General features: G+C 59.3%; 27 protein-coding genes. 11 read left to right on the plus strand and 16 right to left on the minus strand.

The genetic code is table 11. The features are described from left to right. Position 1: 1 nt before the first annotated feature. The 3 genes from Q1A51_RS04180 (at position 2) to Q1A51_RS04190 (ending at position 2,825) form a co-directional block, all read left to right on the plus strand. Positions 2-700, plus strand: a complete 699-nt coding sequence (locus Q1A51_RS04180; RefSeq protein WP_299599513.1) for a hypothetical protein — start codon at positions 2-4, stop codon at positions 698-700. Between the two features lie 93 nt (positions 701-793). After that, positions 794-1,939, plus strand: coding sequence for a sialidase family protein (locus Q1A51_RS04185; protein WP_299599511.1), 1,146 nt, complete (start codon positions 794-796; stop codon positions 1,937-1,939). A gap of 37 nt (positions 1,940-1,976) precedes the next feature. Further along, positions 1,977-2,825 carry a DUF1989 domain-containing protein gene (locus Q1A51_RS04190; RefSeq protein ID WP_299599509.1) on the plus strand — a complete coding sequence of 283 codons (849 nt, stop codon included), beginning with the start codon at positions 1,977-1,979 and terminating at the stop codon, positions 2,823-2,825. Between the two features lie 227 nt (positions 2,826-3,052). On the opposite strand, the gene deoD is transcribed toward Q1A51_RS04190, so the two are convergent. Both deoD and Q1A51_RS04200 read right to left on the minus strand, forming a co-directional pair. Then, a complete protein-coding gene (deoD, locus tag Q1A51_RS04195; RefSeq protein ID WP_299599507.1) occupies positions 3,053-3,757 on the minus strand; it encodes a purine-nucleoside phosphorylase in 705 nt (234 codons plus the stop codon). A 186-nt stretch (positions 3,758-3,943) separates the two neighbouring features. Continuing rightward, the gene (locus Q1A51_RS04200) at positions 3,944-4,267 is read right to left on the minus strand and encodes an H-NS histone family protein (RefSeq protein ID WP_299599505.1); all 324 of its coding nucleotides are present in this window, start codon (positions 4,265-4,267) and stop codon (positions 3,944-3,946) included. A gap of 441 nt (positions 4,268-4,708) precedes the next feature. Between Q1A51_RS04200 and Q1A51_RS24320 the strand changes: the two genes are divergently transcribed. Continuing rightward, the gene (locus tag Q1A51_RS24320) at positions 4,709-4,846 is read left to right on the plus strand and encodes a RebB family R body protein (RefSeq protein ID WP_366141793.1); all 138 of its coding nucleotides are present in this window, start codon (positions 4,709-4,711) and stop codon (positions 4,844-4,846) included. On the opposite strand, the gene Q1A51_RS04205 is transcribed toward Q1A51_RS24320, so the two are convergent. Beyond that, on the minus strand, positions 4,798-4,923 hold the full coding sequence (locus Q1A51_RS04205; protein WP_299599503.1) for a hypothetical protein: 126 nt from the start codon (positions 4,921-4,923) through the stop codon (positions 4,798-4,800). The two genes, Q1A51_RS24320 and Q1A51_RS04205, sit on opposite strands and share 49 nt — an antisense overlap. Positions 4,924-5,144: 221 nt before the next feature. On the opposite strand from Q1A51_RS04205, the gene Q1A51_RS04210 reads away from it, so the two are divergent. Next, positions 5,145-5,378, plus strand: a complete 234-nt coding sequence (locus Q1A51_RS04210) for a hypothetical protein (RefSeq protein WP_299599501.1) — start codon at positions 5,145-5,147, stop codon at positions 5,376-5,378. A gap of 24 nt (positions 5,379-5,402) precedes the next feature. Here the strand turns inward: Q1A51_RS04210 and Q1A51_RS04215 are convergent, their stop codons facing one another. Together Q1A51_RS04215 and Q1A51_RS04220 are read right to left on the minus strand one after the other, a co-directional pair. After that, entirely contained in the window at positions 5,403-7,373 is a 1,971-nt protein-coding gene (locus Q1A51_RS04215) for a protein meaA (protein WP_299599499.1), read from the minus strand. Positions 7,374-7,447: 74 nt separating this feature from the next. Then, a complete protein-coding gene (locus Q1A51_RS04220) occupies positions 7,448-7,843 on the minus strand; it encodes a hypothetical protein (RefSeq protein ID WP_299599497.1) in 396 nt (131 codons plus the stop codon). A gap of 82 nt (positions 7,844-7,925) precedes the next feature. Between Q1A51_RS04220 and Q1A51_RS04225 the strand changes: the two genes are divergently transcribed. The 6 genes from Q1A51_RS04225 (at position 7,926) to Q1A51_RS04250 (ending at position 14,120) form a co-directional block, all read left to right on the plus strand. After that, on the plus strand, positions 7,926-9,314 hold the full coding sequence (locus tag Q1A51_RS04225) for a 1-acyl-sn-glycerol-3-phosphate acyltransferase (RefSeq protein ID WP_299599495.1): 1,389 nt from the start codon (positions 7,926-7,928) through the stop codon (positions 9,312-9,314). A gap of 111 nt (positions 9,315-9,425) precedes the next feature. Further along, on the plus strand, positions 9,426-10,706 hold the full coding sequence (gene ccrA, locus Q1A51_RS04230; protein ID WP_299201399.1) for a crotonyl-CoA carboxylase/reductase: 1,281 nt from the start codon (positions 9,426-9,428) through the stop codon (positions 10,704-10,706). A 216-nt stretch (positions 10,707-10,922) separates the two neighbouring features. Continuing rightward, positions 10,923-11,129, plus strand: a complete 207-nt coding sequence (locus tag Q1A51_RS04235; RefSeq protein WP_189370924.1) for a hypothetical protein — start codon at positions 10,923-10,925, stop codon at positions 11,127-11,129. After that, complete coding sequence (locus Q1A51_RS04240) at positions 11,065-11,796, plus strand: autoinducer binding domain-containing protein (RefSeq protein WP_299201404.1); 732 nt, start codon at positions 11,065-11,067, stop codon at positions 11,794-11,796. The genes Q1A51_RS04235 and Q1A51_RS04240 overlap by 65 nt, the downstream gene beginning before the upstream one ends. A gap of 114 nt (positions 11,797-11,910) precedes the next feature. Then, a complete protein-coding gene (locus tag Q1A51_RS04245; RefSeq protein WP_299599492.1) occupies positions 11,911-12,546 on the plus strand; it encodes an acyl-homoserine-lactone synthase in 636 nt (211 codons plus the stop codon). A 41-nt stretch (positions 12,547-12,587) separates the two neighbouring features. Then, a complete protein-coding gene (locus Q1A51_RS04250; RefSeq protein ID WP_299599490.1) occupies positions 12,588-14,120 on the plus strand; it encodes an AAA family ATPase in 1,533 nt (510 codons plus the stop codon). Here Q1A51_RS04250 and Q1A51_RS04255 read toward each other — a convergent pair. The 11 genes from Q1A51_RS04255 to Q1A51_RS04305 all read right to left on the minus strand — a co-directional run bounded on the left by Q1A51_RS04255 (position 14,117) and on the right by Q1A51_RS04305 (position 23,257). Beyond that, a complete protein-coding gene (locus Q1A51_RS04255; protein WP_299599488.1) occupies positions 14,117-14,869 on the minus strand; it encodes a TIGR02186 family protein in 753 nt (250 codons plus the stop codon). The genes Q1A51_RS04250 and Q1A51_RS04255 overlap by 4 nt on opposite strands. Then, on the minus strand, positions 14,869-15,786 hold the full coding sequence (locus Q1A51_RS04260) for a sulfite exporter TauE/SafE family protein (RefSeq protein WP_299599486.1): 918 nt from the start codon (positions 15,784-15,786) through the stop codon (positions 14,869-14,871). Before Q1A51_RS04260 ends, Q1A51_RS04255 begins: the two co-directional genes overlap by 1 nt. Positions 15,787-15,940: 154 nt before the next feature. Then, positions 15,941-16,915 (minus strand): ABC transporter permease, encoded by a 975-nt coding sequence (locus tag Q1A51_RS04265; protein ID WP_299201415.1) that lies wholly within the window; start codon positions 16,913-16,915, stop codon positions 15,941-15,943. 5 nt (positions 16,916-16,920) lie between these two features. Further along, complete coding sequence (locus Q1A51_RS04270) at positions 16,921-18,039, minus strand: ABC transporter permease (protein ID WP_299599483.1); 1,119 nt, start codon at positions 18,037-18,039, stop codon at positions 16,921-16,923. Between the two features lie 3 nt (positions 18,040-18,042). Continuing rightward, entirely contained in the window at positions 18,043-19,638 is a 1,596-nt protein-coding gene (locus Q1A51_RS04275; protein ID WP_299599481.1) for an ABC transporter ATP-binding protein, read from the minus strand. After that, entirely contained in the window at positions 19,635-20,027 is a 393-nt protein-coding gene (locus Q1A51_RS04280) for a nuclear transport factor 2 family protein (protein ID WP_299599479.1), read from the minus strand. The genes Q1A51_RS04275 and Q1A51_RS04280 overlap by 4 nt, the downstream gene beginning before the upstream one ends. A 36-nt stretch (positions 20,028-20,063) precedes the next feature. Next, complete coding sequence (locus Q1A51_RS04285; RefSeq protein WP_299599477.1) at positions 20,064-21,059, minus strand: BMP family ABC transporter substrate-binding protein; 996 nt, start codon at positions 21,057-21,059, stop codon at positions 20,064-20,066. A 201-nt stretch (positions 21,060-21,260) separates the two neighbouring features. Next, positions 21,261-21,707 (minus strand): ribosomal protein S18-alanine N-acetyltransferase, encoded by a 447-nt coding sequence (rimI, locus tag Q1A51_RS04290; protein ID WP_299599475.1) that lies wholly within the window; start codon positions 21,705-21,707, stop codon positions 21,261-21,263. Further along, entirely contained in the window at positions 21,704-22,276 is a 573-nt protein-coding gene (gene tsaB, locus Q1A51_RS04295) for a tRNA (adenosine(37)-N6)-threonylcarbamoyltransferase complex dimerization subunit type 1 TsaB (protein WP_299599473.1), read from the minus strand. Before tsaB ends, rimI begins: the two co-directional genes overlap by 4 nt. After that, complete coding sequence (locus Q1A51_RS04300; RefSeq protein WP_299599471.1) at positions 22,273-22,704, minus strand: GFA family protein; 432 nt, start codon at positions 22,702-22,704, stop codon at positions 22,273-22,275. The genes tsaB and Q1A51_RS04300 overlap by 4 nt, the downstream gene beginning before the upstream one ends. After that, positions 22,694-23,257 carry a NifU family protein gene (locus Q1A51_RS04305; protein WP_299201438.1) on the minus strand — a complete coding sequence of 188 codons (564 nt, stop codon included), beginning with the start codon at positions 23,255-23,257 and terminating at the stop codon, positions 22,694-22,696. The genes Q1A51_RS04300 and Q1A51_RS04305 overlap by 11 nt, the downstream gene beginning before the upstream one ends. Positions 23,258-23,301: the final 44 nt, after the last annotated feature.

A 23,301-nucleotide genomic window follows, 5' to 3' on the forward strand; every position in this document is an offset into this window, starting at 1 on the left:
TATGAACGACGTCTGGGCGGCCCTTCTGCTGGCAACACTTGCAGGCGGATCGATCCCGCTGGGCGCTTGGATTGCGACATTCAACGCCGCTTGGCCCAACTGGCTCAAGACCGAAGCGCGTCACGGCGTGATTGCATTCGGGGCCGGCGCGCTCTTGGCCGCCGTCGCACTAGTGCTGGTCCCCGAAGGCACGGAGCGGCTTGGGCCCGGCGCGGCCCTTGGCTGGTTCTTTGCAGGCGGTGTCGCTTTCGCCGTGATTGACCGGGCGCTGTCGCGGGCAGGGGGCAAATTCGCGCAGTTTCTCGCCATGATGATGGATTACCTGCCCGAGGCGATGGCGCTCGGCGCCCTTATCTCGGGCGATCTTGGCACCGCGCTCCTTGTGGCGGGGCTTATTGCGCTGCAGAACCTGCCCGAAGGCTTCAATGCCATGCGCGAATTGTCAGAAGATGGCCCCGCGCCGCTTTGGCTCTTTGTACTGATGGTCCCGCTTGGTCCACTGGCCGCTTATGTCGGGGTTTCTCTGCCGCCCTCGCAAGAGCATGTGATCGGTGCAGTCATGATGCTGGCCTCGGGTGGCATACTTTTCCTGATGTTCCAGGATATCGCACCGCAGGTGCCATTGAAGAACGCGCATCTGCCGACACTGGGCGCTGTGTGCGGCTTTGGCCTTGGATTGGCCGGCGACCTGCTGATTTAGACCATTGAGCCCAACGTATCCTACCTCCGCACAGCCCGGCTGCCGCCGAAGGCCGATTTGTGATACCCTGCGTCCAATCAAACGGGGGTGGACATGTCGGATATCACCATTCTCATCGGCACGACCAAGGGTGCGTTTCTTTTGCACAGTGCCACGCGCGACACCTGGAAACTGACAGGACCACATTGTGACGGCTGGGCCATCAACCATGTGATTGGTGATCCGAAGACAGGCCATATCTGGGCCGGTGGTGGCAATACTTTCAGCGGCGCCGGGATCTGGCGGTCTGACGATGGCGGGGCGACATGGCAGCTGTCCAAACTCTCGAAAGGAGAGATGGACAGCTGGGCCGAAGACAATCCGGATGAGGCGGCCCTTTTCGGCTGGACGGCGCACGACACCAGCTTTGATGGCGATGTCACCGCGATCTGGTCCCTGTCACTGGCCAACGGGCGGCTCATGGCAGGTGGCAATCCCGGCCGCCTTTACGAAAGCGCCGATGGCGGCCAGAACTGGACCCGCAACGATGCGCTCAGCGACCATGACACGCGCGACAGCTGGAACCCTGGCGGGGCGGGGCTGGTCCTGCACACGATTGTCCGCGATCCCAAGGATGACGCCAAGATGTGGGTGGGGATCTCGGCGGCAGGCGTTTTTGCGACCGAGGATGGTGGCGCCACATGGGACCGGCGCAACCGGCTCTCCAATGCCGAAAGCTGCGGCCACAATGCACATCCGGCAGCACCCCGCGATGGCGAAACCGGGCATTGCGTTCATAACTTTGTCCGCGCCAGCACGGATGTGCTCTATCAGCAAAACCATCACGGGGTCTGGCGGTCGTCCGATGACGGCCGCAGTTGGGAGGATATCACCGAAGGACTGCCCTCGACCTTCGGGTTTCCCATCGCCGTACACCCCCACAAGCCACAGATGATCTGGACCTTGCCGCTCAACGGTGACAGCGACGGGCGCTATCCCCCCGATGCCAGCGCCGCCGTCTGGCGGTCAGAGAATGGCGGCGACACCTGGACTGACCAGCGAAACGGATTGCCGCAAGACACCTGCTTTTTCACCGTATTGCGGCAGGCCATGGCCACCGATCAGCAGCCGCAAGCTGGGGTGTATTTTGGCACAAACTCCGGCTCGGTTTTTGCATCAAGGGACGAAGGCGAAACATGGGATGAAGTCGCCCGGCACCTGCCCACAATCCTGTCGGTCGAGGTGATGGACCGTATCTGACACTTGCACCCAACGTTCTGGCAGTTAGGCTGCGCGCATGACCGACACCCCCGACTATGCCGACGCTCACCGCGCCACCCCGCCAGTGATCTGCTACCCGCCCGAGACATTGCCGCAACCGGATATGGCGCGCTATGCCCGTGCCCGCGATGGCATGACTAAACTGTCCGCGACCCTTGCCGCCCCGCGCGAGGCGGCAACGTTCGAGGTGCCTGCGGGTCACATCTTTCGCATCTCCTCTGTCGAAGGGCCGCAGGTTGGCGACTTGAACCTGTGGAACGCAAACGACCTGTCCGAAAGGTTCTACTCTGGCAAGACGCGGGCCTTGCACGGCACCCATGTGGACACAGGCGACCGGCTCTGGACCAGCTTTCCCACCCTGCGCCCGATGGCCACGATCATCCACGACACGCTTGATTGGTACGGGTTCGATGAGTTTGGGGGTGGTGTGCATGACGTGATCGGTACGCGGTGTGACCCCTATACAGGCAACCTTTTACAGGGCGGTCACTACCATCACTGCTGCCATTCGAACCTGACCCGCGCGCTGGCCGACCACACCGGACTGTCGCTGGTCGAGGCCGAGCCGCATGTGCATGACGTCATGAATGTCTTCATGTGCACCGGCTTCACCCGCGACACCGGTCAGTACTTCATGAAGGCGTCACCGGTCCGCCCCGGCGACCATATCGACGTCTTCGCCGAGATCGACCTGCTGGGCGCGCTCAGCGCCTGTCCAGGCGGCGATTGCGGGTCCGAGCATTCCTCGGACACCGCGCCCTGCTTCCCGCTCAAGATCGAAGTGTTTGCGCCCGCACCCGGTGCGCTCGATGGCTGGCAGAGCCCGCCGGTCAACGGCTACGACCGCAGCCACGGACGCGCATAGCGCGACGAGGGCCAGCCTTCCCTGTTTTGGAAAAATCCCCGCCGGAGGCTCCGACGAATGCCACATGCATAACGGTGCATTCATCGCGCGTTAAGCAAGACGCGCTACAAGAAAGTTAACCAACGCTTACACGACCGTGACGGTGGGGGTGTACAGATGGTGCACGCGGGGTGACAGGCTTGTGCCACCCCTAATACGCTGAAAAATAGTGCTAAAATAGCGTCGCGTCAGGCAAACGCGGCTTCCAGCGCAATTTCCACCATATCCCCAAAGGTCTTTTCACGATCTTCCGACGGCAGGGCTTCACCTGTCTGAAGGTGGTCACTGACGGTCAGCACAGCCAGTGCCCGGCGCCCGTGACGCGCCGCCAAGGTGTACAGCTCCGCAGCCTCCATCTCGACGGCAAGGATGCCATGGCGAACCATCTGTTCGTCCAGGTCGGCCCGCTCGGCATAGAACACGTCGGATGAATAGATGCCGCCCACATGCGTTTTAGTGCCCTTGGCCTGGGCCGCATTTACTGCTGCCGCCAACAGACCATAGTCGGCACAGGGGGCATAGTTGATCTCTTTGAAAAAGCCCGAGGACGGTGACGTGATGGTTGTCGATGTCATCGCAATGATTACGTCGCGGATGCCCACATGTGGCTGCATGCCCCCGCATGATCCAATGCGGATCAGCGTCTGTGCGCCATATGTGGTGATCAGTTCGTTGGCGTAGATCGACAGGGACGGCATGCCCATGCCTGACCCCTGAATGGTGACCCTGTTGCCCTTCCACGTCCCGGTAAAACCCAGCATGCCACGCACTTCGTTGACCAGCTCGGCGTTTTCCAGAAACGTCTCAGCCGCCCATTTCGCGCGATAAGGATCCCCGGGCATCAGCACGGTTTCGGCAATCTGGCCCGGTGCGGCACCGATATGAACGGTCATGGTCAACTCCTTCGTATGGGAACAGCCATTTCAGTACGCGTTTTCCGCGGAAAGGAGAATAGCATGCACGACAACGGCGCAGATTTGCGCATGGATAGCGCATCAAAACATGGAAGAGCCGCCTGAATCAAAAAGGCCACGTTCCCTTAGCAAAAGGAACGTGGCCTTTCTTGAATTGGCGCGCGGTCAGATTTCCATCTTCTCCGCTGGTGTGCCTGCCTCCACAGCAGCCTTGAACCAGTTTGGCTGACGCCCTTTGCCGGTCCAGGTTTGTGCGGGATTTTCAGGGTTCATGTATTTCGGTTCGGCAGTGGACGCTTTCGCGCTTCCCCGTCCCGGTTTCTTACTCGTCAACTCATCCAGCGAAAAACCATACTCTGCTGCCGCTTTTTGGGCCGCGGCCAAAGCATCATGCCGCTCTGATTTGCGACGTTGCACAATTGCCTCGTCCAGGTCAGCGCGTAGTGCTTCCAGTTCCTTGCGGCTCATCTTGTCGAGTTTGATTGCCATTTTTTGTCCAGTTTATTTTGAGATTACATACTCTATTTGGCGAAATCGTAAGAAAATCAAGAGCCTGACTGATCGTAATTGTGTCAGCGGCGGGGACTTGCCCGTTATGCGCGTTTCTTTCGACCGCCAGTGGAAAACTGACTTGGTGAATTGATGACACCGGAATTGGGTTTCCCGTAGGACGGGAGAGGCCTATGGCAATTAAAACTGAAGACCATTGAAGCGGCGGTCGACGTCGCCAAAGCCTATTCCGATTTGGCGCAATCAGTATCTTCGGCGCTATTGGATGCAACCGCCACCCAGCAAAAGGCACGGCACGAAAACATGATTGAAACCGCGAAACTGTGCGCGAGCGATTTAAAGAATGATTGATCCGGTTTTAGGTCGGGTTGATTGGCTCGACATAGTTAGAGCGTGATATGGCCGAAGAAACAGCGGTGAGTGACCAGCATCACTGATGCTGTATCCCAGACACTGGTGGCCAATGTCGGCACCGCGCAGCCAAACGGCGCAGCGGTTTTTCAGCAGTGCTATGCCCAAACAATAGCGTTCTGCATGCAGAACACAGCCGCCCGATAGCGGCAGGGATAGGTTATCGCCGACACGTCGATGTCCGCTTTGGTGCCCGTCGTGGGCAAGGAAAGGTCGTAGCCCATGGTACAAAAACCCAAACCCGCCAAAAACGATATTTCGGCAGGTTCAGCAGATGCGGACGACACGCAACCCCAAGACAGCAGTCAGTTCGGAGCCGATCACCGGCAAGAGGCGTTGAACACGTTGAATGCGCAGGCCGATGCTTCGAAATCGGCAAGTTCCGTCAATGCCCGGATCGAGGCAACGGTTGTCTTGCTCAACAAGAAAATTGCCAAAAACCCCGGTGAAATCGCGCGTCGGGCTCGAGCTTGCAACATCGCAATCGCTGTCCATCGCCGTTCAGGATGCCGTCGATCACTTGCGACTGATGCAGCTGCTGGCCGAAGCAACGCTGGCGCGGGCGGTCATGCCTGAGGCGAGCAAAGAAGACACGGCCGCGGCATCCGCTACCCAGACCGGAGTGGACACAGCTTTGCAGCCCCTGCAGCGGGTCGCTGACCTCGCTCAGGCAGTATAGGTTTCGAAAAAGGCGCAGTGACGGCTATTCGGCCGCAACAGCCTTTGGATCGGCCAGTGTGACGATGTCCTGCATGATCGTGTTCAGCTCGAAATCCTTGGGCGTATAGACCCGCGCAACGCCCATGGCGCGCAACCGATCGGCGTCGTCATCGGGAATGATGCCGCCGACAATCACCGGCACGTGTCCCAGCCCCGCGGCTCGCATGCGCTGCATCAGGTCTTCGACAAGTGGAATGTGGCTGCCCGACAGGATCGACAGGCCCACCACATGCGCATCGTCATCGCGGGCGGCGGTCACGATTTCCTCCGGTGTCAGCCGGATCCCTTCATAGGCGATGTCCATCCCGCAATCACGCGCACGAACAGCAATCTGTTCGGCGCCGTTGGAATGGCCATCAAGGCCCGGCTTGCCCACAAGGAATTTCAAACGCCGACCCAAACGGTCGCTCACAGCATCAACAGCATCGCGCAGATCATCCAACCCCTCGGTCATGTTCGAACGACCTGACGACACGCCGGTTGGCCCGCGATACTCTCCGTGCACCGCACGCATTTGCGCCGCCCATTCACCGGTGGTGACGCCAACCTTGGCGCAGGCGATCGAGGCAGGCATGACATTCTGGCCCGCCTGCGCCGCTGCACGTAAATCGGAAAGGGCAGCGTTCACTGCGGCATCATCCCGTTCTGCGCGCCACGCGTTCAGCCGGTCAATCTGGTCTTGTTCGACAGCCGGATCGACAACCATGATTCCGCCATCGCCGGTCATCAGTGGGGAAGGCTCCCCAGCCTGGTACTTGTTTACGCCAACCACAACGGTTTCACCCTTTTCAATGCGGTTCAGACGCTCGGCATTCGATTGCACCAGTTGGGCTTTCATATAGTCAATTGCCGCAATGGCTCCGCCCATCGCATCAAGGTTTTCCAATTCATGGCGCGCGCCGGTTTTCAACTCCTCGACCTTGGCGTCAACAGCAGGATTGCCATCAAACAGGTCGTCATATTCCAGAAGGTCCGTTTCAAAGGCCATAATCTGCTGCATGCGCATCGACCATTGCTGGTCCCATGGACGCGGCAGACCCAGCGCCTCGTTCCAAGCGGGCAATTGCACCGCACGGGCCCGCGCCTTTTTTGAAAGCGTGACGGCCAGCATTTCGATCAGAATGCGATAGACGTTGTTTTCCGGCTGCTGTTCGGTCAGGCCAAGTGAATTGACCTGCACCCCGTAACGGAAACGGCGGAATTTCGGGTCAGTCACGCCGTAGCGCTTCTCGCAAATCTCATCCCACAGATCGACAAAGGCGCGCATTTTGCACATCTCGGTCACAAAGCGGATGCCGGCATTCACAAAGAAGGAAATGCGCCCGACGACAGCCGGAAAATCGGTCGGGTCAATACGCGGTTTCAGTTCGTCCAGAACGGCTGTGGCGGTGGCAAGGGCGAATGCTAATTCCTGCTCAGGCGTCGCGCCCGCCTCTTGCAGGTGATAGGAACACACATTCATCGGGTTCCATTTCGGTACGTTGGTGTAGCAGTATTCGGCCACATCCGCGATCATCTTGAGTGATGGTTTTGGCGGGCAGATATAGGTGCCGCGGCTTAGGTATTCCTTGATCAGGTCGTTCTGAACTGTGCCTTGCAACTTGGACACATCCGCGCCCTGTTCCTCGGCCACGGCGATATAAAGCGACAGCAGCCATGGGGCTGTTGCATTGATTGTCATCGACGTGTTCATCTGTTCCAGGGGAATATCCGAGAACAGCGTGCGCATATCGCCCAGATGTGCCACGGGGACACCAACCTTGCCGACCTCACCGCGCGCCAGAACGTGGTCGCTGTCGTATCCGGTTTGTGTTGGCAGATCGAAAGCCACGGACAAGCCGGTTTGACCTTTGGCCAAGTTTGATCGGTAGAGCGCGTTGGATGCGGCGGCGGTCGAGTGTCCGGCGTAGGTGCGGATCAACCAAGGGCGGTCTTTCTGTACATGCTGCGACATGGCGTACTCTCCCGTGAATCGGCTGGGTAACAAAATTTCGTATGATGTGAGGTATAGGTAATTTTGTGGCGCAGTCAATCCGCTGCGTCGCGGCATTTTCTGCGTTGCGGCCAGACGGCTACGACAAACATCAGCCATCCCAGAACCCCGACGCTGTGGGCTGACAAGGTGATGGGCCCGGTAAAGGTTAGCAGTGCCAGGATATCTTCCGGCGGGGGCGGCGCCTTGATCACGGATTGCGCAGGCAACCCGTCAAAAATCATGCGGTAGTAGGTATAGTATCCTTGCGGTGATGCCCAAACAAAGGTGATGAAGGCGACCAGCCACACGGGCACCCGGATGATCAGCGGGCGCCTCAGCACCAGCAAACGTGTGAACCCAAGAGCAACAACAGCAAACAGAAGGGATACAACGGCAAGGCCGATCTGTCCCCAAACGGTCAGGGTATGAAAGGAATCTCCGTCGTACATCCGGCCACTTTCAGGCTGCGGGAATGGAAAGACCAGCCCATTTCGCTTGCTCCTACCCCATACGCCTGCGAGGGTTCACGCGATGATGAGATCGGTTGAACTCCCCCTCTGGCTTTTTGCGCTGATCGTGTTGTTCGCAGCCGTGACTTTTGCCTCGCATTTCCTGTTCCCGTCGGTGCGCTGGTTCTTTCGACGGCGGTTGGAGCGGGCGGTGAGCCGACTGAACGAGCGGCTGACACGGCCCATTGAGCCTTTCAAGCTGGCCCGCCGCCACGACATGATCCAGCGCCTGATCTATGACCCGGAAGTGACGGAGGCCATCGTTCAGCACGCGGATGAGAACAACGTGCCCGAGAACGTGGCTTTCGAACAAGCGCGCCGCTATGCCCGTGAAATCGTGCCCAGCTTTTCCGCATTTGCCTATTTCAGCTTTGGTGCGCGTGTCGCGCGGTGGTTGGCAACGGCGCTTTATGACGTGCGGACCGGCCTCAACAACGATCAGCAAATCCAAAGCGTGGACCCGGATGCAACCGTGGTTTTCGTCATGAACCACCGCAGCAATATGGACTACGTGTTGGTCACCTATCTTGCGGCGCGGGCTTCGGCACTCAGTTACGCGGTGGGGGAATGGGCACGGGTCTGGCCGTTGTCGCGCTTGATCAAGTCGATGGGCGCCTACTTTATCCGCCGCAGATCGCGGGGGGCGCTGTATCGCAAGGTTTTGTCCCGCTACGTGCGCATGGCAACTGCGGGTGGAGTGACCCAGGCCATCTTCCCGGAAGGGGGGCTAAGTGTGAACGGTCAGTTGATGCCGCTCAAGATGGGGCTCTTGTCCTATGTCGTTGATGGGTACGATCCAAGCAAGCGGGACGTTGTCTTTGTTCCCGTTGCAATCAACTATGACCGAGTACTGGAAGATCGGGTCCTGATCGCTGCCGACAAGCGGGGAGATCGCCGGTTCGGGGTCAGTATCACCGTGGTGATGGCAGCCATTCTACGCCTGTTGTGGCAATGGATAACACGGCGCTATCGCAAGTTTGGCACGGCTTCCGTTGTCTTTGGCCCCCCGGTTTCCCTTGCGGCTTTGGGTCAGGATCGTGACCTGGATCAACTGGCAGAAACGCTTCGTGGTCGAATACAGGATGTGATGCCAGTCCCTTTTGTTCCGTTGTTGGCACGCATGTTTTTGCAAACGGACACGCCGATCCCGGATACGGATATGACCCATCGGATAAAGATGGCCATGCCATCCGCGCGTGGAACACGGCCGCCATTGACAGACGATGATCTGAGCAACCGCATTTCCCGTGCTTTGGGCGACATGGAACGGCGTGGCATGATCCATTGGATCGACAATGGATGGGCAAAGGTAAGCGACGAACAGGACCTGTTCCGCTTTTATGCCAATTCAATCGACGATCTGTATCCGGACAGCATCACACCGGAAGATGCTGCGCGCGCAAAGTCATAAAATTACAAAAATGCTAATGCACGGGTTGCTTTATTTCGCGGCGAGCCATATTCAGCCGTAACGCAGTCGATTCTGCGCTGCGGCACGGAATTTTCAACCCGGAGGCTCAACATGGCACTCGACACTGGCATCGCGTCCTACGACGCACCTGAAAAAGACCTCTACGAGATGGGTGAAATCCCACCCATGGGGTATGTCCCGAAACAGATGTATGCGTGGGCCATTCGGCGCGAACGCCATGGTGAGCCGGACACGGCAATGCAGTTGGAAGTGGTCGATGTGCCAAAGCTCGACAGCCACGAGGTGCTGGTTCTAGTGATGGCCGCAGGGGTCAACTACAACGGTGTCTGGGCCAGCCTGGGCAAGCCGATCTCGCCCTTTGACGGGCACGGCCAGCCGTTCCACATCGCCGGTTCTGATGCTTCGGGCATCGTTTGGGCCGTGGGTGACAAGGTAAAGCGCTGGAAAGTCGGGGACGAGGTGGTGATCCACTGCAACCAGGACGACGGCGACGACGAACACTGCAACGGCGGCGACCCGATGTACTCGGAAAGCCAGCGCATCTGGGGTTATGAAACACCCGATGGGTCCTTTGCCCAGTTCACCAATGTGCAGGCCCAGCAGCTGATGCCACGGCCCAAGCACCTGACATGGGAAGAAAGCGCGTGCTACACGCTGACGCTTGCCACGGCTTACCGCATGCTGTTTGGCCACGAACCACATGACTTGAAGCCCGGCCAGAACGTTCTGGTCTGGGGCGCGTCCGGCGGCCTGGGATCCTATGCGATCCAGTTGATCAACACAGCCGGAGCGAATGCTATTGGTGTGATCAGCGACGAAAGCAAGCGCGACTTCGTCATGGACCTGGGCGCCAAGGGTGTCATCAACCGCAAGGACTTCAACTGCTGGGGTCAACTGCCCACGGTCAACACACCTGAATATGCGGAGTGGTTCAAGGAAGCTCGCAAGTTCGGTAAGGCGATCTGGGACATCACCGGCAAGGGCGTGAACGTCGACATGGTGTTCGAACACCCCGGCGAAAGCACGTTCCCAGTTTCGACCTTTGTGTGTAAAAAGGGCGGTATGGTTGTGATCTGCGCGGGTACCACTGGCTACAATCTGACCTTTGACGTGCGTTACATGTGGATGCACCAGAAGCGTCTGCAAGGCAGCCACTTCGCCCACCTCAAGCAAGCGTCGGCTGCCAACCACCTGATGGTCGAACGCCGCCTTGATCCTTGCATGTCCGAAGTCTTTGCCTGGAATGACCTGCCTGAAGCGCACATGAAGATGCTGCGCAACGAACACAAGCCCGGGAACATGTCGGTGCTGGTGCAGGCGCCCAAGACCGGTCTGCGTACTCTTGAAGATGCGCTGGAAGCGCGGCGTTAACGCCATACACGCCAAAGATGAGTGTAAACGCCCGCGAATCACCCTGTGGTTTCGCGGGCGTTTTGCTGTTCCAAGGCCAGATGTATTTGGATCAATGGCTTGTAAATTACCACCTCGCTATTTCTGGGGAGGGGAAATACGTGAATTTTCGGGGCAAGTTAACACATGTTATAGTTGTGTTAACCTTTCATTAACCACTCGGGAGTGAGTTTGATCATGAAAAGTGACTGGATACTGGACGTTCTTACGGACCTAAAGACTTTTGCCCGCTCCAACGACATGCATGCGCTCGCTGAGCAGTTGGACGACACCGCAATCGTCGCGATGGCCGAGATCGCCGCGATGAAGGAAACACAGGATGGTCAGCGTCACGACGGCGAGGCAGCCGTTGGAACCTATTTTGGAGGGTTTGGAGCAAGCTGAGGGGCTCGCTGCCCTACAGGCGGCGTCCGAAGAAATACGCGACCACTACAGGGTCGATCACGTGGTGTACCACTGGGTCGATTCCGCCGGGGATCAGTATGGTTGCGGAACGTATTCGGATGTCTGGCGTGACCGGTATCTTGAGCAGAATTACCTGCGTATTGATCCGGTCATAATGGGGTGTTTTCAAAGGTTTCACCCCGTAGATTGGAAACGGCTGGACTGGAGCAGCAAGTCCGCCCGCACCTTTCAAGCCGAAGCCATTGCACACGGGGTCGGGAACCAGGGGTTCTCGGTTCCGATCCGCGGTCCGAACGGGCAATTTGCACTCTTTACGGTCAGCCACTCATGCGACGACAAAACATGGGCCGAATGGACAGACGCGCATCGCCGTGACCTGATACTGATCGCGCACACGTTCAACGAAAAGGCGCTCGATTTCGAACCGGACCGGGCACCGGAACAATCCCAGGCGCTCAGCCCGCGCGAGGTTGACGCGATGACCTTTCTGGCCATGGGATACAGCCGCGCGCAGGTGGCCGATACGCTTTCGATTTCGGAACACACCCTGCGCGTCTACATCGAAAGCGCCCGGTTCAAACTGGGTGCGATGAACACGACACATGCCGTTGCCCGGGCCATGAGCCGGGGGTTGATTGTCGTTTAGAAACCGCTTGTTGCTTGAGAAGGCAACACAACGGACGGGCATGCGTACAAGATATTAACTTACCTTACGGTAGGCTTTTGGTCACACCTCCCCGGTTTGACTAGGAGTACTCCGATGCTGCGTTACGTTTATGCCTCCGATCTTGGCGATTATCCCAAACTTTCTCGCACCATGTTCCGTGACCGTGCGGACCAATTCAAAACCCGATTAGGGTGGGATGTGAACGTGGACCAAGATGGGTGCGAGCGGGACGAGTACGACGATCTAAACCCGCTCTATGTTATCTGGGAAGAACCTGACGGGTCGCACGGCGGCTCCATGCGCTTTCTTCCCACGACCGGCCGCACAATGGTGAACGAACACTTTGGCGATCTGATCTCTGGACCCATTACCAGCCCATTGATCTGGGAATGCACCCGTTTCTGCCTGACACGCGGGGCCGGTGGTCATGTCGCTGCCGCTTTGATGCTGGGCGGTGGGGAAATCATGCAAAATTTTGGGATCGAGCACTTTGTGGGTGTCTTTGACGCCCGGATGGTCCGCATATACCGCATGATCGGTTCTTCGCCCGAGGTGCTGGGCAGCGCGGGTACGGGCCGTGACCAGATCAGCGTTGGTCTCTGGCACTTTGACGAAAGCGCTGCAGCGGTTGTGGCAGAGCGGGCAGGTGTCCCGATGGAACGATCGCGCCAATGGTTTGACCGCGCATTCGGGATGACACGCTACCGCAACTACGCGCGCAGCGCCTGATCTCGCTGGCACCCGCTGCGCCCCATCTATAGGGTCGCGGCATGTCCACTTCCCTTGCCCTTTCTGACGATCAGGCCAGCGCTTTTGACACCGTAACCGAGATGTTGCGCGGTGCTGGCATCGATCTTGATGACGCGCTTCTTATGCCGCCGAAATCCTCGGCCACGTCCGTCATGGCAATCACGGGCAAGGCTGGATCGGGCAAGACACTTCTGCTGTCCGAACTCTACAAGGCGCTCGAAGCTGCCGGGGTCGAGATCGTGTCGGGCGATTACGAATCCCGCAGGCGCAAAGACCGCCGGACCCTTGCCATTCTTGCCCCCACAAACAAGGCGGCAAGCGTGCTGCGTTTCCGCGGTGTGCCTGCGACCACGATCCACCGCATTCTCTATACCCCTGTCTATGATCCGGAATACGAACGCATCGCCGAATGGCTCGCTGGCAATGGCGACCGGCCTGAGGTCGAGGGGCTGACCGACCAGGCACTCGATCGAGCCTTTGCCTTCTACCAAACAAACAAGTCCATTCCCGGCGCATTGGCTGCTGCGGGGTTGCGTGGAAGCGACTTCATCACCGGTTGGAAACGGCGCGAGGAACCGCTGGATATTGGCTTCATCGACGAAGCCTCCATGCTGGATGACAAGCAGTTCGAGGATCTGAAAGAGATTTTCCCAACCCTCTTGCTGTTTGGTGATCCTGCACAGTTGGCTCCGGTCAACCAATCCGGCGCGATGGTGTTCGACAAGCTGCCCGAACGCCGGGTCATGAACCTGGGCCGCATCCACAGGCAGGCAGCGGACAATCCGATCCTCGACCTCGCCCACGCGCTGGCCGACCCGCAGGTCGATTTCTACCGGTTTGAAAAGATGGTGGAGGAGGCCGCAGCTCGTGACGAACGTGTCGTCTGGGGCCAGCGTGTCGAGGTGGACCTGATGGCGCGCAGCCCGGTCCTTGTCTGGCGCAACGCTACACGCATCCGTCTGATCAATGCCTTCCGTGCGGTGTACGAAGCCCCCGATGACCGCCTGATCGAAGGCGAACCACTGATCTGTGACGGTCTGGAACTGCCGCTGAAACACCGCAAGAAACGGCTCGACCTCGAAGCGCGCGGGCTGATCAAGGGCGCGCAGGTTGTTTATCTTGGCGAAGGGCGCAAACCCGGCTTTTCCCGCCTGCACGTGATCGGGGCCGAAGACCCGCAGGTCTCTGCTGCGTCAATTGTGAAGATAGAAAAACCGGACGAGGAAGAACCCTTTATCCCCTATGCCGCGCGCATGGGCGCCACATTCCTCCACGGGGCCGCCGTAACAATCCACAAGGCGCAAGGCTCGCAGTGGGACACGGTGCAGGTGTTCGCGCCTGACCTTTATGTGGCCGCCCGCATGAACCGGACAGAGGCAGGGCAACCCCTCTGGAAGCGGCTGGCCTACGTGGCCATCACGCGGGCACAGAACAGGCTGATCTGGGTGGTTCGGAACAGGTTGTCAAAACCGACAGGTCCGCTGCGCGTCGACGATTTGCGCAGCGTTCCGGCTGCCACCCTCACCCTCGCGCCCGAGGAACCAGAGCTCTAGTTGCGCAACAGTGAAAACGCAGCCGATGCAGTCCATCCGGCTGCGATGGCAATCGCGAGCGACATCAATCCGTACCAGAACGGGTTTTCGCGGCTGAGGACAAAAAGCCAGCGCTCCAGTCCAACTTTTCGGACGTCTATGGTTGTCTCGTAGCTGGCCACCACCTCTGCGTCCCGCGTCAGAAAGATGCGCGTTTCATAGGCGCCTTCTGTCAATGCCGCTGGCAGGCGGATGCGGGTCCGAAACAGCGTGTCTTCATCGACAACAACCTGACCTTCAAGCAGCTGGTAAGTCTCGGCAGCGGTGTTGATGCGGATCAGGGCCGCAACATAGGAACTGGCATCCAGAACCGAGTTTGGCGCGCCGACGGCATTCAGTTTGCTGGTGACAGATACGCGGTGTTCCAGGTTCTCACGAATCCCCAAAACCTCTTCAAGCGGCGCGCTTGATGCCACAGCGTAGTAACTTGGTGCCCCATCAAACTCGACCGCGTCGGTGTTGACCCAGATACCGAAACGCCGCTCCTTGCGGCGCACGGTGACGGGCTCAGGTGGGCCTGCAATGGTGACGATGACACCCAACTCACCCTCGGGGATGGGGGCTTCGCGTTTGACCGCGCCAAAGATCAGGATTTCGGATCCATCAAAGCTGGTGGTGATCGCCACTTCGTCCTGGCTCAGACCCAGTACGACCTCTTCGGCCCAGGTGGGCAGGGCGATGAGAATGAACAGGGCCAACCAGCGCAGCATCAATGACCCCCCACCGCCCCAACAGAGTACAGTTCGGACGGCATGACAAGCAGATCAAAGGCCAGCTTGCCGCAGACAACCAGCACCATCAGGGCCAGCAAGATGCGCAGCTGTTCCGCCTTCATCCGCACGCCGATACGCGTGCCGATCTGGGCACCGATCACGCCCCCAACCAACAGCAACACGGCCAATACCACATCTACCGTAAAGTTCGTCGTGGCATGCAGCATGGTGGTGAATGCGGTGACAAAGATGATCTGGAACAGGGATGTCCCGACAACCACCTTGGTTGGCATGCCCAGCAGATAGATCATGGCAGGCACCATGATGAACCCGCCACCAACACCCATGATGGCGGCGAGGATGCCAACACTCAGTCCGACCAGAAGCGGCGGAATGACCGAGATATAAAGACCAGACACCCGGAACCGCATCTTGAAGGGCAGCTTGTGGATCATCCCGTGTTTCTTGCGGGTGGGCATTGCACTGCCCTTGGCCGTCTTGCGGATCGCATTAAGGCTTTCGACAAACATCAATGCGCCGATCACGCCAAGGAAAACGACGTAACATAGACGAACCAGCAAATCGACCTGACCCAGCGACTTGAGATAGTTGAAGATCAGCACACCCAGTGCCGCACCTATGAGGCCGCCAATCAGCAGCACGGTCCCCATCCTCAGGTCCACCGTCTTGCGCCTGAGATGGGCCAACACGCCCGAGAAGGACGAGGCAACAATTTGGTTTGCTTCTGTCGCAACAGCGACAGCGGGTGGAATGCCGATAAAGAACAAAAGCGGCGTCATCAAGAAGCCGCCGCCAACACCAAACATGCCGGATAGGATACCCACCATGCCGCCCAATCCAAGAAGAAGGAACGCGTTTACCGATACCTCGGCGATGGGCAGGTAGATTTGCATGGGTACTGTTAGGACGGCACGGTATGGGAAATCAAGATGTCATGCCGCTGCGCAGCAAACTGGGGTTAAGTTTGTGGGGAATCTGGACCTATCACGCGGCACATAAGCATGTGCGCCCTATTGTTCGGGCGCCGGTGGCGCATCAAGATGCGCCTTACCGCTCTTTCACATAGGGCTCGCCGCCCGCACGCGGGGGAATCGCCTTGCCCACAAAGCCCGCAAGGATCACGACCGTCAGGATATAGGGCAGGGCGTCCAGAAGCTGGACCTGCACTCTAAACCCAAGCGCGCCTTCGATGATGTCAGGGCGCAGGGCGATAGCCTGCAAGTAGCCGAACAGCAGTGTGGCCCAAAGCGCATGCCAGGGCCGCCACTTGGCAAAGATGAGGGCGGCCAGCGCGATAAAGCCACGACCGGCGGTCATGTCCTTGACGAAGCCAGCTTGTAGACCCGTCGCAAGATAAGCCCCCGCAATGCCACATAGGATGCCGCAAATACCGACGGCCACAAAACGCAGGCCGACGACCGATACACCGGCTGTATCCACGGCCGCCGGGTTTTCACCGACGGCGCGCAGGCGCAAGCCAAAACGGGTGCGGAAGAGCAGCCACCACGTGCCCGGCACGGCCAGAAGCGCCACGTAGACAAGGATTGAGTGGCCCGAGATCAGCTCGGCATAGATCGGGCCAAGGAACGGCACGCCGCGCAGGCTTTCGGCAAAGGGCAGGATAATTGGTTCGAACCGGCCACCGCCGATCAGCGACGGGGTGCGCCCACCTTGCTGAAACCAATCCTGTGCAATCAGCACAGTCATGCCCGCAGCAAGGAAGTTGATGGCGACACCGGAGATCAACTGGTTGCCGCGGAAGGTGATCGAGGCAAGGCCATGGATACCGGACAAAGCCATCGACGCGGCGATACCGGCCAAAAGCCCAAGCCAGACAGAGCCCGTCATGGCCGCTACGGCAGCAGAGAAAAAGGCCGCAAACAGCATTTTGCCTTCAAGGCCGATGTCAAAGATGCCCGCACGCTCCGAGAACAGGCCGGCAAGACAGGCCAGCAGCAGCGGCGTTGCCAGACGGACGGTTGAGTCGAGGACTGAGAGGTCGAAAAGGGCGAGAAAATCCATCGTACTTACTCCGCCGGTTCAACCGATTTGGACGTGCGTGCATTGCGGGCCGCAAGGAATATCCGTTCCAACGGCATCCGCACCATGTTGTCCAGCGCACCTGTGAACAGGATCACAAGCGCCTGAATGACGACTATCAACTCACGTGGAATCGATGTCCACAGCGCCAACTCCGCCCCACCTTGGTAGAGAAAGCCAAAGAGGATCGCGGCAAGGAAAACGCCAAACGGATGGCTGCGGCCCATAAGGGCCACCGCGATGCCAATAAAACCTGCACCCTCAACCGCGTTCAGAACCAGTCGCTCGGCCTCACCCATCACGTTATTGATCGCCATCATGCCCGCGAGGGCGCCTGAGATCAGCATGGCGATCATGGTGATGCGCACGGCCCCTATACCCGCGTATTTGGCAGCGCGGCCTGACTTGCCATAGGACCGGATCTCAAGGCCCAAGGGCGTGCGCCAGATCAACAGCCAGACCAGCACACAGGCGATAATGGCGATAACCAGCGACACGTTTGCCGGTGCTGCCTTGGAGAAGTTGATGCCAATGGGGGCCAGCATCTCGTGTAGGCTCGGCAGATGCACAGCTTCGCGGAACCGCTCGGTGGCAGGGTCCATGCTGCCCGCTGGGCGCAACTGGTTGACGAGCATGTAGTTCAGCACGGCAGCCGCGATAAAGTTGAACATGATCGTGGTGATCACGATATGGCTGCCCCGCTTGGCTTGCAGATAGGCCGGGATCGCAGCCCAAAGTGCGCCAAATACTGCAGCACCGGCCGTTGCAGCCAACAAGGCGATGGTCCAATGCGGCCAGGGAATGAACAGCAAGACGAGAGCAACGCCAAGCCCGCCCAACATGGCCTGACCTTCGCCACCGATGTTGAACAGCCCGGCGTGGAACGCCACGGACACGGCCAGCCCGGTAAACATGAAGTTGGTCGCGTAGTAGAGCGTGTAACCCCAGCCATAGGTCGACCCAACCGCGCCAGTGACCATCAGGTTCACGGCCTCTACCGGATTCTCACCAATGGCAAGGATCACCAGCGCCGACAGAAGCGCCGCAAGGATCAAAGAGATAAGCGGAACAAGGATCACCTCGGCCCATTTTGGCATCACATCCATGGTTCAGACCTCCTTCGACGCATCGCCATGCGCATGGGCCAGGTTGGCTTCAATCTCAGCTAACGTGTGGGGCTTGTCGGTGTCGGTAATGCCCGCCATCAGCAAGCCCAGTTCTTTTTCGTCGGTCTCGGTTGTCTGGCGCTCACCCATGATTTGTCCGTCAAACATGACGGCCACGCGGTCGGCAAGACCCAGAATTTCCTCCAACTCGACCGACACAAGCAGGATGGCTTTGCCCTGATCACGCAGGGCAACGATCTGTTGGTGAATAAACTCAATGGCCCCGATATCCACGCCGCGCGTCGGTTGACCGATCAGAAGCAGGTCCGGGTTCCGCTCAATCTCGCGCGCCAGAACGATCTTTTGCTGGTTGCCGCCGGAAAAGTTCTTGGCCGCCAGATGTGGATGCGGCGGGCGCACGTCAAAGCGCTCCATCTTCTCAGCCGTGTCGGCTTTGATCGCCGCGTTGTTGCTGAGCAGGCCCGAAGTATAGGCCGCGTCACGGTGATAGCCGAACGCGGTGTTTTCCCAGGCCGCGAAGTCCATGATCAGGCCTTCGCGCTGACGGTCCTCGGGCACGTGGGCGATGCCACGGTCGCGGCGCGACCGCCCATCCGAATACTTGCCGGTCAGGTCAATGGGCTGGCCGTTCAAGGTCACGGTCCCGGTTGCGTCCTCATAACCACCTAGCACTTCAAGCAGCTCTGACTGACCGTTACCTGCAACGCCCGCGATACCCACAATTTCACCTGCACGCACCTGCAGATCGATGCCACGCAGACGCTCAACGCCCTGCTCGTCCACAACTTTCAGATTTTGGACGTCCAACACAACATCGCCGGGTGTCGCTGGTGCCTTGTCGACGCGCAGCAACACCTTGCGACCGACCATCAACTCGGCCAGCTCTTCGGGACTGGTTTCAGCGGTTTTGACTGTGGCAGTCATCTCGCCCCGGCGCATCACGCTGACGGTGTCGGTGATGTCCATGATCTCGCGCAGCTTGTGCGTGATCAGGATGATTGTTTTGCCTTCTTCCTTGAGGCGCCCAAGAATGCGGAACAACTGATCCGCCTCTGCAGGCGTCAACACGCCCGTGGGTTCGTCCAGGATCAGAATGTTGGCCTGTCGGTACAGGGCTTTCAGAATCTCGACGCGCTGCTGCATGCCCACGCCGATCTCTTCAATGACAGCATCCGGATCGACCTTGAGGTCGTATTCCTTCTCCAGCTCCAGCAGGGTCTTGCGGGCTTTCGACAGCGACGGCTTCAGCAAGCCACCGTCTTCGGCGCCCAGAATGATGTTTTCCAGCACGGTGAAGTTTTCGACCAGCTTGAAATGCTGGAACACCATGCCGATGCCAGCGGCGATGGCCGCCTGGCTGTCGGGGATCTCGGTCTTGTTGCCCCCGATGAAAATCTCACCCGCATCTGCCTTGTAGAACCCATACAGGATGGACATCAGCGTTGACTTGCCCGCACCATTTTCGCCGATAATCCCGTGGATTGTGCCGGGCATCACGCGGATCGAGATGTCTTTGTTGGCCTGAACAGGGCCGAAGGCTTTGGAAATGCCTTTGAGTTCAATGGCGGGGGCTGTCATGCGGTATCTTCCGTTCCCATGAAACCGACCATGCGCGTCAGCTTGCCGTTTATGTCATGGTCGATGAAATATTGTACACGCGCCATCGGCGCACCGTCACGCGTCAAATCAAGGGTGACGCGCGCGTGCGTATTGTGACGGGATGTTGCGACGATCTTGGCTGCCGCGTCGGGTACGCGTTCGGCGAACACCGTCAGAAAATCCAGAAAAGCGGAAACGCCCTGATACGGGTGCGGTGCGTGCGGGTCAGCATAGTAGAAGTTTTCACTTAAGGCGGGCGTAACCAGAGCGGCGCGCGTTGCGGCGTCGGGCTCACCCCAGGCATCGAAGATGGGTTGTAGTTCCAAAGTCATGCAATGCGCCAGCTTGAACGGCAGGCCGCGCCACATGATGTGTGGCGCGGCCCTTGTTTCATTCAGATCGGATCAGAAGTTCAGCACAGGGCAGCTGTCGTCCGACATGTAGTCGTGAACGGTCAGCGTGCCGCCTGCGATCTCTGCCGATGCTGCGTCCACGGCGGCCTTCATCTCGTCCGAGACCAATTCCGCGTTGTGCTCGTCCAGCGCATAGCCGACGCCGCCATTGGCCAGACCCATGACGTTAAAGCCTGTCTCCATATCCACCCCATCGGTAAAGGCCTGGAAGACGGCGTTGTCCACGCGCTTCATCATCGAGGTCAGAACCTTGCCCGAGTGCAGGTAGTTCTGGTTGCTGTCCACACCGATCGACAGGATGTCTTCGTCAGCCGCGGTTTGCAGAACGCCTACGCCTGTGCCACCCGCAGCAGCATAGACAACGTCAGCACCCTGGCTGATCTGCGCCTTGGTCAATTCCGATCCCTTCACAGGGTCGTTCCAAGCGGCGGGTGTCGTGCCGGTCATGTTGGCAATCACGGTTGCGTCGGCGTTCACGGCCTTGACACCTTGGGCGTAGCCGCACGCGAACTTGCGGATCAGCGGGATGTCCATGCCACCGATGAAGCCGACCGTGCCGGATTCGCTGGCCTGCGCCGCCATCATACCCACGAGGTACGAGCCTTCATGCTCGTTGAAGACAACAGAACGGACGTTGGGGGCGTCCACGACCATGTCGATGATGGTGAACTTGGTATCTGGATAATCAGAAGCAACCTGACCCAGTGCATCGGCAAAGGCAAAACCGGCCATGACGATTGGGTTCGCGCCGGATTCGGCAAAGCGGCGCAGGGCCTGCTCGCGTTGGGCTTCGGATTGCAGTTCGATCTCGCGGAAGTTGTTGCCGGTCTCGTCCGCCCAGCGTTTCGCACCGTTGAAGGCCGCTTCGTTAAAGGATTTGTCGAACTTGCCGCCCAGATCGAAGATCAGCGCGGGTTCGGCCAGCGCAGCACCTGCGGACAGGGCCAGGGCCGCAGTCGCGCCAAGGAATTTCTGCATCATGGTCATCTATCAGGTCTCCCAGTTTTATCATGGTTGGGGCGGTGGCGGCGGACCACCGAACGCCCGGGATCAAAAGATCATACGGGATTAGGCCGCAGGGGCGGGGGGGCGTCAACCGCTTTTTAACCCATGGGGCGGGTGTGAAGGGGGCTAACCTTGCGCAAAGCTGATTGGGTAGGCAGGGTGGCTGTCTGCCCCCGCTCGGCCCTACGGGCGAAGCCCTCCCGAGGATTTTTTGAGAACAGACAAGGGGAGGGCCGCGCGCATGATCAGCGCGTCAGCACGGCTGTCCGGGCGATGGTAGTAGTCCGGACGGGTCGCAATGATTTCAAAGCCTTGGTGGGCGTAGAGTGCAATGGCGTTCGCGTTGTCCGATGCCACTTCAAGAAAGGCGCTGGTGCATGTCCTGGCCGCCTCTGACATCCAGGCGGTCATCAATTTCGTGGCAATTCCCTGACCCTGATGCGCCGGGTCAACGGCGATGGTCAGCAGTTCCGCCTCCGCTGCAATCCCACGCCAAAGGGCGAATCCATGCGGGACCGTGTTTAGATGCGTGTGGGGATTCGCCAGAAGATCGACGAACTCCTGCGCTGACCATGGGCGTTCGTGGGTAAAAGCAGCCCCATGCAAAGCGGCAAGTGTGTCCGGTGTCATGGCAGGATCGGTGGCGGTGCATCCCGCGCCGGTGCCGCATCCGGTGGACGGACATAGAACGGGGCAGGTGGCGGTGTCTCGGTCGGCCAGACAGAGGCGGCGTGCAGCGCGATCGCGGTGGCCAGTTCTGCGGGGGCAGGATGCGGCGCTGGGTTCGAGACTTCCGCAACGGGTCGCAACTGTGCTTTGTCGCCTTCCATGAAATAGGCCATGTCACGGGGGGCCGGGATAGCGACGGTCGTGCGGTCTGGTGCAAGCCGCGTCCGGGCCTCGAAACCTGTGACGCCGTAGGCGGGGCACCCGAGCCCAAGGGCCAAGCCGCGCGCCGCCGACACGCCGATGCGAATGCCGGTGAAGTTGCCTGGTCCGGTTCCCACGGCCAACGCATCCAGATCCGCCCAGGTCATGCCTTGGCCGTTCAACACCTCCTCAAGCAATCCCATCAACCGCTCGGCCTGTCCGCGCGCCATCTCTTCTCCCACCGCAACCAACACCGTATCACCGCGCACCAGCGCCGCCGCACAATGGGCGGCAGACGTGTCAAAGCCGAGGATTAATGGCGCTGTCATTCGGCTACAGTGCCCAATGCGTCACGTGCGGATGCATCGGCACGCGGCAGATCGTCATCGATATGCAGCCACGGCAAGGCACTGCCAGAATGGCTGTGCATCGCGGGCGCAAGCTGCTCCGCTTGGTCAATGATCCCGATGGGCACATAGATTTGGTCCGGCAAGTAATCGAAGGCCGCGCCCAGCGGCGCATGACAGGTGGGACATGTCCAGCGTTCGACACCAGCGGCACCCCGAAATGCATCCGGCAATTGTGCGATCACATCGGCCCGATCAAAGGCGGCAAAGGCTGCGACCGGCGCGCCCGTCCAGCGACGACAATCGTCGCAATGGCAATAAGCCACCGTGAAAGGTGGCTTATCCAGCGTCAGTCGGGACGCACCGCAATAGCATCGGGCCGTGATCGGCCCGGCAGGGTCAGACGGCAACAGGTCGTACCTCTGTCACCTCGGGAATATAATGGCGCAGCAGGTTCTCGATCCCCATCTTCAGTGTGAGGGTCGAAGACGGGCAGCCCGCGCAGGCACCCTGCATGTGCAGGTAGACAACGCCGCGGTCAAAGCCGTGGAAAGTGATGTCTCCACCGTCCTGTGCAACGGCGGGACGGACCCGGCTGTCGAGCAGTTCCTTGATCTGACCAACAACGGCGGCATCTTCACCATCATGCTCGGCATGGCCGGAGGCCGGAGCGTGGCCATCATCCATGACCGGCTGGCCGGATTGGAAATGCTCCATGATCGCGCCCAGCAGGGCAGGCTTGATGTGATCCCAATCGACGGCATCCGCCTTGGTCACGGTGACAAAGTCGGTGCCAAAGAACACGCCCGTTACACCTTCGACCGCAAAGATGCGCTTGGCGAGCGGTGATTTGTCTGCCGCCTCGGCCGTTGGAAAATCGGCCGTGCCCATTTCCAGCACGGACTGGCCGGGCAGGAATTTCAGCGTCGCGGGGTTGGGTGTGGATTCGGTTTGGATGAACATGGGCACAGCTCCTGAGCGTTACACTAGGATATGCGGATGCGACG

The organism is uncultured Tateyamaria sp. (assembly GCF_947496075.1).
GTDB lineage: Bacteria > Pseudomonadota > Alphaproteobacteria > Rhodobacterales > Rhodobacteraceae > Tateyamaria.

Coding starts and splice junctions, on each gene's coding strand:
- Q1A51_RS04180 (WP_299599513.1), top strand. CDS start 2: ATGAACGACGTCTGGGCGGCCCTTCTGCTGGCAACACTTGCAGGCGGA.
- Q1A51_RS04185 (WP_299599511.1), top strand. CDS start 794: ATGTCGGATATCACCATTCTCATCGGCACGACCAAGGGTGCGTTTCTT.
- Q1A51_RS04190 (WP_299599509.1), top strand. CDS start 1,977: ATGACCGACACCCCCGACTATGCCGACGCTCACCGCGCCACCCCGCCA.
- deoD (WP_299599507.1), bottom strand. CDS start 3,757: ATGACCGTTCATATCGGTGCCGCACCGGGCCAGATTGCCGAAACCGTG.
- Q1A51_RS04200 (WP_299599505.1), bottom strand. CDS start 4,267: ATGGCAATCAAACTCGACAAGATGAGCCGCAAGGAACTGGAAGCACTA.
- Q1A51_RS04205 (WP_299599503.1), bottom strand. CDS start 4,923: ATGGGCTACGACCTTTCCTTGCCCACGACGGGCACCAAAGCGGACATC.
- Q1A51_RS04215 (WP_299599499.1), bottom strand. CDS start 7,373: ATGTCGCAGCATGTACAGAAAGACCGCCCTTGGTTGATCCGCACCTAC.
- Q1A51_RS04220 (WP_299599497.1), bottom strand. CDS start 7,843: ATGTACGACGGAGATTCCTTTCATACCCTGACCGTTTGGGGACAGATC.
- Q1A51_RS04225 (WP_299599495.1), top strand. CDS start 7,926: ATGATGAGATCGGTTGAACTCCCCCTCTGGCTTTTTGCGCTGATCGTG.
- ccrA (WP_299201399.1), top strand. CDS start 9,426: ATGGCACTCGACACTGGCATCGCGTCCTACGACGCACCTGAAAAAGAC.
- Q1A51_RS04235 (WP_189370924.1), top strand. CDS start 10,923: ATGAAAAGTGACTGGATACTGGACGTTCTTACGGACCTAAAGACTTTT.
- Q1A51_RS04240 (WP_299201404.1), top strand. CDS start 11,065: ATGGTCAGCGTCACGACGGCGAGGCAGCCGTTGGAACCTATTTTGGAG.
- Q1A51_RS04245 (WP_299599492.1), top strand. CDS start 11,911: ATGCTGCGTTACGTTTATGCCTCCGATCTTGGCGATTATCCCAAACTT.
- Q1A51_RS04250 (WP_299599490.1), top strand. CDS start 12,588: ATGTCCACTTCCCTTGCCCTTTCTGACGATCAGGCCAGCGCTTTTGAC.
- Q1A51_RS04255 (WP_299599488.1), bottom strand. CDS start 14,869: ATGCTGCGCTGGTTGGCCCTGTTCATTCTCATCGCCCTGCCCACCTGG.
- Q1A51_RS04260 (WP_299599486.1), bottom strand. CDS start 15,786: ATGCAAATCTACCTGCCCATCGCCGAGGTATCGGTAAACGCGTTCCTT.
- Q1A51_RS04265 (WP_299201415.1), bottom strand. CDS start 16,915: ATGGATTTTCTCGCCCTTTTCGACCTCTCAGTCCTCGACTCAACCGTC.
- Q1A51_RS04270 (WP_299599483.1), bottom strand. CDS start 18,039: ATGGATGTGATGCCAAAATGGGCCGAGGTGATCCTTGTTCCGCTTATC.
- Q1A51_RS04275 (WP_299599481.1), bottom strand. CDS start 19,638: ATGACAGCCCCCGCCATTGAACTCAAAGGCATTTCCAAAGCCTTCGGC.
- Q1A51_RS04280 (WP_299599479.1), bottom strand. CDS start 20,027: ATGTGGCGCGGCCTGCCGTTCAAGCTGGCGCATTGCATGACTTTGGAA.
- Q1A51_RS04285 (WP_299599477.1), bottom strand. CDS start 21,059: ATGACCATGATGCAGAAATTCCTTGGCGCGACTGCGGCCCTGGCCCTG.
- rimI (WP_299599475.1), bottom strand. CDS start 21,707: ATGACACCGGACACACTTGCCGCTTTGCATGGGGCTGCTTTTACCCAC.
- tsaB (WP_299599473.1), bottom strand. CDS start 22,276: ATGACAGCGCCATTAATCCTCGGCTTTGACACGTCTGCCGCCCATTGT.
- Q1A51_RS04305 (WP_299201438.1), bottom strand. CDS start 23,257: ATGTTCATCCAAACCGAATCCACACCCAACCCCGCGACGCTGAAATTC.